Raw genomic sequence first — 12255 nt, forward strand, 5'->3', positions numbered from 1 at the left:
CTCCCGTAAACGGGAGAGGGGCTTGAGCAAAAGCAGATGCTTTGCCGATCAGTAGCGGTAGTGGTCCGGCTTGAACGGGCCTTCCACCGGCACGCCGATGTAGTCGGCCTGTTCCTGGGTCAGGGTGGTCAGCTTCACGCCGATCTTCTCCAGGTGCAGGCGGGCCACTTCTTCGTCCAGCTTCTTCGGCAGCAGGTACACCTTGTTCTCGTAGCTGTCCTTGTTCGCCCACAGGTCGATCTGTGCCAGGGTCTGGTTGGCAAACGAGTTGGACATCACGAAGCTCGGGTGGCCGGTGGCGCAGCCCAGGTTGACCAGGCGGCCTTCGGCCAGCAGGAAGATCGCGTTGCCGTTCGGGAAGATGTACTTGTCCACCTGCGGCTTGATGTTGACGTGCTGCACACCCTTGTAGCCCACCAGCGCATCGACCTGGATTTCATTGTCGAAGTGGCCGATGTTGCAGACGATGGCCTGGTCCTTCATCGCGCTCAGGTGCTCGATGCGGATGATGTCCTTGTTGCCGGTGGTGGTGACGTACAGGTCAGCGCGGCCCAGGGTGGATTCGATGGTGTTGACCTCGAAGCCTTCCATCGCCGCCTGCAGTGCGCAGATCGGGTCGATCTCGGTGACCACCACGCGCGCGCCGTAGGCACGCAGCGAGGCGGCGCAGCCCTTGCCGACGTCGCCGTAGCCGCAGACCACGGCCAGCTTGCCGGCCAGCATCACGTCCATCGCGCGCTTCAGGCCGTCGGCCAGCGACTCGCGGCAGCCGTACAGGTTGTCGAACTTGCTCTTGGTGACCGAGTCGTTGACGTTGATCGCCGGGATCAGCAGGGTGCCGGCCTGGGCCAGCTGGTACAGGCGGTGCACGCCGGTGGTGGTCTCTTCGGAGACGCCCTTCCAGTCCTTGACCACACGGCCCCAGTAACCCGGGCGCTCGGTGGCCACGCGCTTGAGCAGGTTCTTGATGACCTGTTCTTCGTGCGAGGACGCCGGCTCGTTGACCCAGTTGCTGCCGTTTTCCAGCTCATAGCCCTTGTGGATCAGCAGGGTCACGTCGCCGCCGTCGTCGACCACCAGCTCCGGGCCGGTCAGGGTGCCGTCGGCCAGGGTGAAGGTCAGCGCGTCGAGCGTGCAGTCCCAATATTCTTCCAGCGACTCGCCCTTCCACGCGAACACCGGGGTGCCGGTGGCGGCGATGGCGGCAGCGGCGTGGTCCTGGGTCGAGAAGATGTTGCACGAGGCCCAGCGCACGTCGGCGCCGATGTCCTTCAGCGTCTCGATCAGCACTGCGGTCTGGATGGTCATGTGCAGCGAGCCGGTCACGCGCACGCCCTTGAGCGGCAGCTCGGCCTGGTACTTGCGACGGATCGACATCAGGCCCGGCATTTCGTGCTCGGCGATATCCAGTTCCTTGCGGCCCCAGTCGGCCAGGGTGATGTCGCGGATCTTGTAGTCACCTTCCTGCGAGAAGGTCTGTGCAACAGCGTTCATTCAAAGCTCCGGTGTGGTGCGAGCAGGCTCGCGTTCGCCGGGCGCCGTTGTTGCATGAAAGCCGTCCGAGCCTGGCCGGTGGGCATGCCCGCACGGACAGGTGCGGAAGGAGCCATTCAACGGTCGCAGCGCCCCTCGGAACGGGCCGCGCATTATATCGCGGCAGCGCTGTGACAGCCGTGGCCCAACCAACGGCAGATGAGATTGGCGACAGAGATTGTTAAGTTGGCCAATTGCCCCGTTGTTGAGGATTGCCATGAACACATTCCCCGCCCGTCGCGCCAAACGGGCTTCGGCTGTACTGGTGCTGTGCGCCGGCCTGCTGCTGGCAGTGCCGCCGGTGATGGCATTGACCCCGCCGGCAACGCAGAAGGCGGCCCAGCAGGGCGAAGGCTATCGCCTGCCTTCGGCGGCACTGCAGGCCGTTGTGGACGCCCCGCGTGCGCCCGGCCTGTACCTGTCGCCCAGGCGCGACCTGACCGCGCTGCTGCAGACCCCGGCACTGCCGTCCATTGCCCAGGTGGCGGCCCCGGAGTTGAAGCTCGGCGGCCTGCGGATCAACCCCAGGAGCGTATCGGACAGCCGCTTCTCGTTCGGCAACAAATTGTCGCTGGCTTCCACCACCGACGGTGCCGAGCGCCAGATCAGTGGCCTGCCGCAGCCCTTGTCGGTGGCCTCGCTGGCGTGGTCGCCGGACCAGAAATACCTGGCCTTCAATCAGTTGAACCCGGCCACAGGCGCCAATGAACTGTGGCTGGTGGACGTGGAGTCAGCCAGCGCCCGCCGCGTGGCCGAAAACCTGAACAGCATCGTCGGCAATGGCTACGCCTGGCTGCCGGGCAGCGGTGCCCTGCTGGTGCTGCAGCGCCCGGCGGGGCGGGGAGCGCCGCCGGAAAGCAAGGGCGTACCGGCCGGCCCGGCGGTGCAGGAAACCGTCGCCGGTCAGGGTGTGCGCACGGTGCGTACCTACCAGGATCTGCTGAAGAACGAAGACGACGCGCGCGTGTTTGAGTATTTCCTCAAGGCGCAGCCGGTCCGCGTTGCAATCAATGGCCAGGCCACGCCGGTGGGGGCGCCGGGAATGTTCCTGGGGCTGTCGTCCTCGCCCGATGGCAAGTACCTGCTCAGCCAGCGCGTGGAGCGGCCGTTCTCCTATGCGGTGCCGGTGAGCCGTTTCCCGCGCCATATCGAAGTGCTGGATGCGCAGGGCAAGCTGGTGCACACCGTCGCCCGGCTGCCGTTGGTGGATGGCCTGCCGACCGGCAATGACGCGGTGCCGACCGGCGTGCGATCGATCAGCTGGCGCGCCGATGCACCGGCCATGCTGGTCTGGGCCGAGGCACAGGACGGCGGCGACCCCGCGCGCGAAACCGCCATCCGCGACGCGGTGCTGATGCAGGCCGCACCGTTCGAGAAGCCGCCGGTCACGCTGGCGCAGCTGGGCTCGCGTTATGCGGGCATCACCTGGAGCAGCGGCGATGTCGCCCTGCTGGACGAATACTGGTGGAAGAGCCGCCAGGTGAAGCAGTGGAAGATCAGCCCGGACAATCTGCAGCAGGCGCCGGTGTTGTTGTCCGAGCGCTCGGAGGATGACCGCTATGCGGATCCGGGCGACCCGGTGCTGCAGGCCGATGATGCCGGCCGTGCGCGCCTGCAGCTCAGTGCCGACGGCAACAGCTTCTATCGCATCGGCAAGGGTGCTTCGGTTGAAGGCGACCGTCCGTTCCTGGACCGCGTCAACCTGGCAAGCGGCCAAAGCGAACGCCTGTTCCATTCGCAGGCGCCGTACTACGAAATGCCGCTGTCGATCATCGAAGGCGGCAACGCACGCATCCTCACCTACCGCGAATCCAACGATGTCCCGGGCAACCTGTTTGCGCGCGGTCTGAGCGCCGATGCAGCGCCGGTGGAACTGACCCACTTCGCACACCCGCTGCCGCAGCTGCGTGGGGTGAAGAAGGAGCAGATCCGCTACACCCGCAACGACGGCGTTGAACTCACCGCTGACCTGTTGCTGCCGCCGGGTTATGACCCGAAGAAGGACGGTCCGCGCCCGGTGCTGATGTGGGCGTACCCGGCCGAGTTCAAATCCGCCGAAGACGCCAGCCAGGTGAGCGGCTCCAAGTACCGTTTCAACGCGGTCAGCTACTGGGGCCCGCAGGCATTTTTGGCCAAGGGTTATGTGGTGCTCAACAACCCGACCATGCCGATCATCGGCGAGGGCGATGCCGAGCCGAACGACACCTATGTCCAGCAACTGGTCGCCAGTGCCGAGGCGGCGGTGAATGAAGTGGTCAAGCGCGGCGTCGGTGATCGCGAACGCATCGCCGTGGGCGGGCATTCCTACGGTGCGTTCATGACCGCCAACCTGCTGGCGCACACGGGCTTGTTCAAGGCGGGCATCGCGCGCTCGGGTGCGTACAACCGCACCTTGACGCCGTTCGGCTTCCAGGCCGAGGAACGCAATTTCTGGCAGGCGCAGGACGTGTACCTGAAGATGTCTCCGTTCAACCATGCGGACAAGATCAAGGACCCGATCCTGTTCATCCATGGCCAGGAAGACAACAATTCCGGTACGTTCCCCATCCAGAGTGAACGCATGTTCGCCGCGGTGAAGGGCCTGGGCGGAACCTCGCGACTGGTGATGTTGCCCAACGAGTCGCACGCGTATCGCGCACGCGAATCGATCATGACCATGCTGGCCGAGAGCGAGGACTGGCTGGACAAGTGGCTGGCCGCACCGAAGGCCGGCGAAGCGAAGCGCTGAGAAAGAGGAGCATCCCCTCCCAACCTCCCCCTGCGTGCTGCGTACGCAAGGGGAGGGGCAAGACAGCTTTTTCGCACGCAGTGGATGGCGACAATGCGCCCCCTCCCTTTCGCGTAGCGAAGGGGAGGGTTGCGGAGGGGTAGCTTTCGCAGCTCATCTGTCGTGGGGGGGGGCCCCCGCCCCCCCGCCGGCCCCCCAACCCCCCCCCCCCCCCCCCCCACTACAGGTGGAGCGTAGCCATTTCGGCATGTCCACAAACTGGCTGATCAAACATGCGTTTCTGTCCAGAGGGACAGGCGCTAGACAACATTCAAATGCAACTGTTTCAGATTTGGTGCGCTGCAAAATTGTGCTGATTTTTGCGGTAGGCTTGACGGGTTTCCGCTCTCCAGGCTCTCCGTCTTAGATGAACGAGTACCGCAGCAGCGTTGTCTTCGCTACCCCCGACCTTCCGTTGCGCGACGATGTGCGTCGCCTTGGCACGATGGTTGGCGATCTTCTTTCCGAGCAGGTTTCGCCCGGCTTCCTTGATGAAGTCGAGGACGTGCGCACCGCGGCCATCGCGCGCCGCGAAAGCCAGGCGCCCCTGCTCTCGCTGAGCACACAACTGGCCGGCCGCTCGCCGCGTGAAGCCGAGGCTCTGGTGCGTGCGTTCAGTACCTACTTCCAGGTGGTGAACATCGCCGAGCGCGTGCACCGCATTCGGCGCCGCCGGGATTACCAGCGCGCAGGCACCAAGCGTCCGCAACCCGATGGCCTGCATGACGCATTGCTCGCACTCAAGGCGCAGGGCGTGTCGCTGGAAGAGTTGGCGCAGTGGTTGCCGCGCATCGACATCGAGCCGGTATTCACCGCGCACCCCACCGAAGCCGTGCGTCGCGCGCTGCTGGAAAAAGAACAACTGATGGTGGCTTCGCTGGTCGACAACCTCGACGGCCAGCGCACGCCGGGCGAGCAGGCCGTCGATGCCGCACGCTTCCGCATGGCGCTGACCGCATCGTGGCAGACCACGGATTCCTCGCCGGTGCGGCCCACGGTCGATGACGAGCGCGAGCATGTTGGCTTCTATCTCACCCGCGTGCTGTACCGGGTGATCCCGGTGTTCTATGAATCGCTGGAGCAGGCATTGCGCGACACCTGGGGGCGCACGGTGCCGTTGCCGCGCCTGCTGCGGTTTGGAACGTGGGTGGGCGGTGACATGGACGGCAACCCCAATGTGGACGCCGGCACCATCACCGCCACCTTGAATGCACAGCGTGCGGCGGTGCTGGATCTGTACATCAAGGACATGCTCAAGCTCGCCAGCCTGCTCAGCCAGTCCACGGAACTGGTGGGCGTCAGCGATGCCGTCGTGGCGCGTGTGGCCGAATACCGCCGGTTGCTGCCGAACGTTGAATCGCGCCCGCGTCATGCCGACATGCCGTACCGGCTGCTCAACGACCGCATGCGCGCACGCCTGCAGGCCACGATGGAAGATGCGCCGGGTGCGTATGCATCGCCAGAAGAGTTCATTGGTGACATCCAGCTGATCCTCGACAGCCTGGAAGCAAACAAGGGCAAGCACGCCGGCTGGTTCTCGGTGCGCCGCCTGCTGTGGCGCGTGCGCACGTTTGGTTTCCATCTGGCCCGCCTGGATGTGCGACAGGAGTCGAGGGTGCACTCGCGTGCCCTGGCCGAAGTGCTGGGTGGCCAGGACGCATTCGATGCCTTGGACGGCGCTGCACGCGCGCAGTTGCTTGCACCGTATGCAGCCGGCGAGGCCGTGCTGGCAAACGGTGCCGATGAGGCAGGCCAACGCCTGGACAAGGTGTTGGCCGCGCTGGCCGATGCACGTCGCCGCCACGGTGCCGATGCATTGGGCAGTTACATCATTTCCATGGCGCATGACCGTGGCGACGTGCTGGCGGTGCTGGCACTGGCGCGGCGTGGCGGCTTGCTCGATGCCGGCAACGCGGTGCCGCTGGATATCGCGCCGTTGTTTGAAACCGTGGATGACCTCGGGCATGGCACGGCAACGCTGCGTGACCTGTTGGCCGACCCGGTGTATCGCGCGCACCTGGCCGCACGCAATGACGTACAGATGGTGATGCTGGGTTATTCGGACAGCGGCAAGGACGGTGGCATTGCCGCGTCGCGCTGGGGGCTGCAGCAGGCGCAGGTGGAACTGTCGGAGGTGGCCAACGCGTTTGGCGTGCAGCTGACGTTCTTCCACGGCCGTGGTGGTTCGATCAGCCGCGGCGGCACCAAGACCACGCACGCGGTGAATGCATCGCCGCGCGGCAGCATCGGTGGCCGCCTGCGCGTGACCGAGCAGGGCGAGGTCATTCACCGCAAGTACGGCATCCGCGCGCTGGCGCTGCGTTCGCTGGAACAGTCGGCCGGTGCGGTGCTGCGTGCCAGCCTGCGGCCGCGCGAAGCCGAGCCGCGTGAGGAATCGTGGAAGCCGGTCATGGCGCTGGTAGCCGAGCGCAGCTCGCATGCGTACCGGGCATTCGTCGGCGATGCCGAGTTCATGAATTATTTCCGCCAGGCCACGCCGATTGATGTGATCGAGCGGATGACGCTGGGGTCGCGCCCTTCACGGCGGCTGGGGCAGGACGCAGCGCTGAGCAACCTGCGCGCGATTCCCTGGGTATTTGCCTGGAGCCAGGCGCGGGCGGTGATTCCCGGCTGGTTCGGCGTGGGCAGTGGCCTGCAGGCGGCTGCCGATGCCGGGCACGAAGCCCTGTTGCGCGAGATGGCGCACGACTGGCCGTTCTTCGAGACCTTCCTCGACGACATGTCGATGGTGTTGAGCAAGGGCGACATCCATATCGCCGAACAGTTCTCGCGTTTGGCGGGCCCCTTGCACGAGCGCTTTTTCCCGCTGATCCGCGAAGAACTGGCATTGACCGCGCATTGGGTCAAACGCCTGAGTGGCCAACAGGAGTTGTTGGAGCACGACCCGCGCCTGGCGTTGTCGATCCGCCTGCGCAACCCCTACATCGACCCGATCAGCACTTTGCAGGTAGACCTGTTGCAGCGCTGGCGTGCCAGCGGGCGGGAGGATGAAGGCCTGCTGCGTGCGCTGGTCGCCTGCGTAAACGGTGTCTCGCAAGGCGTGCAGAACACTGGTTGATTGCTGCTACCCCCTCCCTTGCGCCGAAGGCGTAGGGGAGGGGTAGCTCTGCAGGCATTGCCAGCTTTGCAGCGTGCGCCGCTGCTGGCGGGCTTCAGAAGTCCGCTTCACCCGAGGGATTGCTCTTCAGCAGTTCCAGGTGCCGCTGTTCCATCTCCTGGCGCAGTTGGCGGCGGATCTGTGCCGCGGCAAAGCGGCGTTTTTCGTCACTGGTTTCCGGTTGCAGCGTGGGCACCGGCGTCGGCTTGCCGTCATCGTCCACCGCCACCATGGTGAAGAAGCAACTGTTGGCATGGCGCACGCTGGCCTTGCGGATATCCTCGGCAACGACCTTGATGCCCACTTCCAGCGATGACGTGCCGGTGTAGTTCACCGAAGCCAGGAAGGTAACCAGCTCACCCACCGCAATGGGCTGGCGGAACATCACCTGGTCCACGGAAAGCGTCACCACGTAATTGCCGGCATAGCGGCTGGCGCAGGCGTAGGCAACCTGGTCGAGCAGGCGCAGGATGGAACCGCCATGAACCTTGCCGGAGAAGTTGGCCATCTCCGGGGTCATCAGCACGGTCATCGACAACTGGTGGTGCTTGTGTTCGTTCATGGCGGCGAGTGCAACTGCGGGAAGGGCAGGCTACACCGTCGTGCCGGGTGATGCTTGGCTGGGGTTGCAGCGGGCCGAGCATCTGCTGGCACCATCAGGAATCTGGCTGCTGGTAGTGCCGAGCCATGCTCGGCAAGGGGCGCTCCCGGTAGAGCCTCTGCCGAGCATGGCTCGGCACTACAGCTGGCTTACTGGAAGTTGTAGCGCACCACATGGAAGAACACCGGCGCGGAGAACACCACCGAGTCCAGCCGGTCGAGGATGCCGCCGTGGCCTTCGATCATTTCGCCCCAGTCCTTGGCGCCAAGGCTGCGCTTCACCGCTGACAGCGCCAGCCCGCCCAGGAAGCCGCAGATCACGATCAGCAGCGACAGTGCGGCCGATTGCAGCGGCGAGAATGGCGTGATCCAGTACAGTGCCGCGCCGACGCCGGTGGCCGCCAGGCCGCCGCCGATCAGGCCCTCCACCGTTTTGGACGGGCTGACCAAGGGGGCAAGCAGGTGTTTGCCGAACAGCTTGCCGAACACGTACTGCAGCACGTCGCTCAACTGCACGACCAGCAGCAGATAGAACAACAGCATCAGGTTCTGCCCCTCGTAGCCGGGGATGCGCAACAGCATCAGCGCCGGCGCGTGGCTGAGGCAGAACACGGTGAGCATCACGCCCCACTGGATCTTGGTGTTGCGCTCCAGGAAGTTCTCCGTGTCACCGGACAGGGCCGAGATCGCCGGTAGCGCGAGGAAGCCATACACCGGGATGCACATCACGAACAGGCCGTACCAGTCGATGCCGATCAACCAGTACTGCAGCGGGATGGCGATGTAGAAGCACAGGCACAGCGCAAGATGGTCGCCGCGGCGCGTCGGCGTAAGCGAAATGAACTCACGCAGCGCGAAGAACGACAGCAGGCCGAAGAACACCAGCGTGGCGATCTTGCCCAGCAGGAAGCAGAACAGCAGCACCGCGGCCATCACCCACCAGGCGCGGATGCGGGCGTTGAGGTTGTCTACCACCGAACCAGGTTTGACCCGGCCCAGGATGAAGCCAATCACACTGGCCAGTACCAGCACACCGATCACGCCGCCGATCATCCACCAGAAACTGGGCGGGGCACGGTCGATGGCCTGCTGCAGGAAACTGCCCAGGGGCAATTGTTGGAAGACGTTGTTCATGCCAGTTCCACCACGGCGTTGCGGGCACGTTCCAGGAACTGCGCCTTGTCCTCATCGGGGATGCGGCTGAGCGGCGCCCCGAAACGGGCGGTGCACACCAGTGGCACCGGCACCATGCTGCCCTTGGGCAGGGCGCGGCGCGCGTTGTCCAGGTACACCGGCACCAGCTCCACATGCGGGTACTGCTGCGCCAGATGGAACAGGCCGGCCTTGAAGGGTTGCGGCAGCGGCTCGTGGTTGCGTGTGCCTTCCGGGAACAGGATCAGTGAATCGCCGGCATCCAGCGCATCGTGCAGCGGCTGCAGCGGATCGCCTGCGCACTTGCTGCGGTCACGCTCGATCAACACCGCATTGAAGCCCTTGTCGGCGATGACCTTGCGCACGCCCTTGCTCCAGTAGTCGCGCGCGGCGACCGGGCGGGTGTGTTCGCGCAGCGCCGGCGGCAGCGCCGACCACAGCGCCACCGTATCCAGATGGCTGGCGTGGTTGGCGAAGTAGATGCGTTGCGTGTCGGTGGGGCGGCTGCCTATCCAGCGTGGATAGGCGCCAATGAAGACTTTGACGGCGGCGACCAACAGGCTTGAGAGCATCAGGACCGGGCCTTGAGTTGCGCGGCGATGGCGCGGGTGCGGGTAATGCAGGTCAGCAACGAGCCGGCGGCAATGACCACCGCTGCGGTCGGCAGCACATGGGCCGTGCGCGTGGTGAGCTGTTCGACGATGGCCAGCACGCAGGCCAGGGTCAGCACGAACATGCGGTGCTGCTTGGCCATCGGCCCGCGGAAATCCTGCGCCAGGCCGAGGCTGGCACCGGACAGGCGCACATAGGCAGTCAAGGCGGCGAGCAGGGCACCCAGCCAGCCCAGCCAGGGCAGGCCGGCGGCATAGCCAAGGGCGACGATCAGCAGCGAGTCGGCGATGCGATCCGGGTATTCGTTGTACAGCGCGCCAGTGGGGGTCTGCTTGCCGCCTTCCATCGCCACCATGCCGTCGAGCAGGTTGCAGATCAGCCGCAGCTGGATGCCGACGGCACAGGCAATCAGCCCGGGAATACCCGGCCAGTACAGCAGCGCGGCAGCAGCGCCAGCGGCGAAGAAGATGCTGAGCACCGAAATCTGGTTCGGTGTAACGGAAGAGCGTGCCAGCGCGGCGCTGAGGGCACGGGCCCAGCCGGTGGAACGGGCGGCAATTGGTCGGCGGTCATCCTTTCCCATGCGGGCGATGGTAGTGCATTGGCGCAGGGGAGGGACAGAGTGGCTGGCAGATGGGTGGTGGGTGGGTGTTGTCCGGGGAGGCTGGCTTTTTGATTGTGTCGAGTGCGCGGGGGGGGCGGTCGCACGGGTATTTCAGTGCTGGGACTGCTGCGATGGCTTTTTTGCTCTTGTTGCTGTGGCTGTTGCTGCTGTTGCGGGTGCTGTTGTTGTGGCTGTTGTTGTGGCTGTGGCGGTGGCGGTTGGGGTTGCCGTTGCTGGTGCAGTTGCCTTTGCCTTTGTAGTTGTTGGTGCCGTTGCAGTTGCTTTAGCCCTTCTCCCGCTTGCGGGAGAAGGGTTGGGATGAGGGGAGCTCTGCTTTTGCCTATCGCTTTTGCTTATCGTATTTGCTTTAGCACCAACCACAGCCACAGCCCCCTCATCCGCCCTGCGGGCACCTTCTCCCGCAAGCGGGAGAAGGGCTGAAGCAAAAGCCCAAGCCCAAGCCCAAGCCCAAGCCGAAGCAAGAGCCAAAACCGAAAACAAGAAAGGCCGCCCTTGCGGGCGGCCTTTCTCGATCAAACGCTCTCGCAGCCTTACTTCAGCTTTGCAGCCTTGCGCAGGGCTTCGGCGCGGTCAGTCTTCTCCCAGGAGAAGGCGGTCGCGTTCTGGGTCTTGCCGTCGCCGTCGACGTACGAGAATTCCTTCGGCTTGCGGCCGAAGTGGCCATAGGCAGCGGTCTGCTGGTACATCGGGTGGATCAGGTCCAGCATCTTGATGATGCCGTACGGGCGCAGGTCGAAGTGGCCGCGGATCAGCTTCTCGATCTGTGCGTCCGGAATCTTGCCGGTGCCGAAGGTGGTGACCGAGATCGAGGTCGGCTCGGCCACGCCGATGGCGTAGGAGACCTGCACTTCGCACTTGTCGGCCAGGCCGGCGGCAACCACGTTCTTGGCGACGTAACGGGCAGCGTAAGCGGCCGAACGGTCAACCTTGGACGGATCCTTGCCCGAGAACGCACCGCCACCGTGACGGGCCATGCCGCCGTAGGTGTCGACGATGATCTTGCGGCCGGTCAGGCCGCAGTCGCCCACCGGGCCGCCAATCACGAAGATGCCGGTCGGGTTGATGTGCACCTTGTTCTTCGGCAGCTTGTCCAGCCATGCCTTCGGCAGCACCGGCTTGAGGATGTGCTCGCGCACGGCCTCGACCAGGTCCTTCTGCTTCACGCCCGGGTCGTGCTGGGTGGACAGAACCACAGCGTCCAGGCCTTCGATCTTGCCGTCCTGGCCGTAGCGCAGGGTGACCTGGCTCTTGGCGTCCGGGCGCAGCCACGGCAGCGGCGAGTTCTTCTTCTTGCGGATCTTGGCCTGCTGCTCGACCAGGCGGTGCGAGTAGTAGATCGGCGCCGGCATGAACTCCGGGGCTTCGTTGCAGGCGTAGCCGAACATCAGGCCCTGGTCGCCAGCGCCCTGTTCTTCCGGCTTCTTGGCCTTCTTGTCGGTGCCGTCAACGCCGGCAGCAATGTCCGGGGACTGCTTGCCAAGCATGTTGATGATGGCGCAGGTGTGACCGTCGAAGCCGACATTGGAGTTGTCGTAGCCGATCGCGTTGATCACGTTGCGGGTCAGTTCTTCGATGTCGACCCACGCCGAGGTGGTGACTTCGCCGGCCACGATGGCCGCGCCGGTCTTGACCAGGGTTTCGCAGGCAACGCGGGCGCGCTTGTCCTGGGTCAGGATTGCGTCCAGCACCGCATCGGAGATCTGGTCGGCAATCTTGTCCGGATGGCCTTCGGAGACCGATTCGGAGGTGAACAGGTAGCTGGACATCGGGCTATATATCCCTTGATTCGGATGGAAAGATGGGCGCGCATGATACACGGACGGCACCTTGACGGAATAGTGCCAATAC

The 12255-nt window shown here is 64.8% G+C and carries 9 protein-coding genes and 1 riboswitch; of the genes, 3 read left to right on the plus strand and 6 right to left on the minus strand.

Annotated elements, in window-relative coordinates:
* Window positions 1-48: 48 nt before the first annotated feature.
* Complete coding sequence (ahcY, locus tag ACVOLO_RS06970) at window positions 49-1494, minus strand: adenosylhomocysteinase (RefSeq protein ID WP_481569522.1); 1446 nt, start codon at window positions 1492-1494, stop codon at window positions 49-51.
* Window positions 1495-1526: 32 nt separating this feature from the next.
* Window positions 1527-1637: riboswitch (S-adenosyl-L-homocysteine riboswitch) on the minus strand.
* A gap of 113 nt (window positions 1638-1750) precedes the next feature.
* On the opposite strand from ahcY, the gene ACVOLO_RS06975 reads away from it, so the two are divergent.
* Both ACVOLO_RS06975 and ppc read left to right on the plus strand, forming a co-directional pair.
* A complete protein-coding gene (locus ACVOLO_RS06975) occupies window positions 1751-4261 on the plus strand; it encodes an alpha/beta hydrolase family protein (RefSeq protein ID WP_481569523.1) in 2511 nt (836 codons plus the stop codon).
* A 406-nt stretch (window positions 4262-4667) separates the two neighbouring features.
* The gene (gene ppc, locus ACVOLO_RS06980; protein WP_481569524.1) at window positions 4668-7379 is read left to right on the plus strand and encodes a phosphoenolpyruvate carboxylase; all 2712 of its coding nucleotides are present in this window, start codon (window positions 4668-4670) and stop codon (window positions 7377-7379) included.
* Window positions 7380-7473: 94 nt separating this feature from the next.
* On the opposite strand, the gene ACVOLO_RS06985 is transcribed toward ppc, so the two are convergent.
* The 4 genes from ACVOLO_RS06985 to ACVOLO_RS07000 all read right to left on the minus strand — a co-directional run bounded on the left by ACVOLO_RS06985 (window position 7474) and on the right by ACVOLO_RS07000 (window position 10365).
* A complete protein-coding gene (locus tag ACVOLO_RS06985; protein WP_481569525.1) occupies window positions 7474-7980 on the minus strand; it encodes an acyl-CoA thioesterase in 507 nt (168 codons plus the stop codon).
* Window positions 7981-8168: 188 nt separating this feature from the next.
* A complete protein-coding gene (locus tag ACVOLO_RS06990; protein WP_481569556.1) occupies window positions 8169-9071 on the minus strand; it encodes a phosphatidate cytidylyltransferase in 903 nt (300 codons plus the stop codon).
* A gap of 77 nt (window positions 9072-9148) precedes the next feature.
* A complete protein-coding gene (locus ACVOLO_RS06995) occupies window positions 9149-9742 on the minus strand; it encodes a lysophospholipid acyltransferase family protein (RefSeq protein ID WP_481569526.1) in 594 nt (197 codons plus the stop codon).
* On the minus strand, window positions 9742-10365 hold the full coding sequence (locus ACVOLO_RS07000; protein ID WP_481569527.1) for a CDP-alcohol phosphatidyltransferase family protein: 624 nt from the start codon (window positions 10363-10365) through the stop codon (window positions 9742-9744). The genes ACVOLO_RS06995 and ACVOLO_RS07000 overlap by 1 nt, the downstream gene beginning before the upstream one ends.
* A 152-nt stretch (window positions 10366-10517) precedes the next feature.
* Between ACVOLO_RS07000 and ACVOLO_RS07005 the strand changes: the two genes are divergently transcribed.
* A complete protein-coding gene (locus ACVOLO_RS07005; RefSeq protein WP_481569528.1) occupies window positions 10518-10646 on the plus strand; it encodes a hypothetical protein in 129 nt (42 codons plus the stop codon).
* Between the two features lie 291 nt (window positions 10647-10937).
* On the opposite strand, the gene metK is transcribed toward ACVOLO_RS07005, so the two are convergent.
* Window positions 10938-12173, minus strand: coding sequence for a methionine adenosyltransferase (metK, locus tag ACVOLO_RS07010; protein WP_481569529.1), 1236 nt, complete (start codon window positions 12171-12173; stop codon window positions 10938-10940).
* Window positions 12174-12255 lie beyond the last annotated feature (82 nt).

The organism is Stenotrophomonas sp. STEN056 (genome assembly GCF_056759635.1).

Excerpts from the sequence above, each read along its gene's own strand:
- ahcY (WP_481569522.1), bottom strand. The coding sequence starts at position 1,494 with ATGAACGCTGTTGCACAGACCTTCTCGCAGGAAGGTGACTACAAGATC.
- ACVOLO_RS06990 (WP_481569556.1), bottom strand. The coding sequence starts at position 9,071 with ATGATCGGCGGCGTGATCGGTGTGCTGGTACTGGCCAGTGTGATTGGC.
- ACVOLO_RS06985 (WP_481569525.1), bottom strand. The coding sequence starts at position 7,980 with ATGAACGAACACAAGCACCACCAGTTGTCGATGACCGTGCTGATGACC.
- ACVOLO_RS07000 (WP_481569527.1), bottom strand. The coding sequence starts at position 10,365 with ATGGGAAAGGATGACCGCCGACCAATTGCCGCCCGTTCCACCGGCTGG.
- metK (WP_481569529.1), bottom strand. The coding sequence starts at position 12,173 with ATGTCCAGCTACCTGTTCACCTCCGAATCGGTCTCCGAAGGCCATCCG.
- ppc (WP_481569524.1), top strand. The coding sequence starts at position 4,668 with ATGAACGAGTACCGCAGCAGCGTTGTCTTCGCTACCCCCGACCTTCCG.
- ACVOLO_RS06995 (WP_481569526.1), bottom strand. The coding sequence starts at position 9,742 with ATGCTCTCAAGCCTGTTGGTCGCCGCCGTCAAAGTCTTCATTGGCGCC.
- ACVOLO_RS06975 (WP_481569523.1), top strand. The coding sequence starts at position 1,751 with ATGAACACATTCCCCGCCCGTCGCGCCAAACGGGCTTCGGCTGTACTG.
- ACVOLO_RS07005 (WP_481569528.1), top strand. The coding sequence starts at position 10,518 with ATGGCTTTTTTGCTCTTGTTGCTGTGGCTGTTGCTGCTGTTGCGGGTG.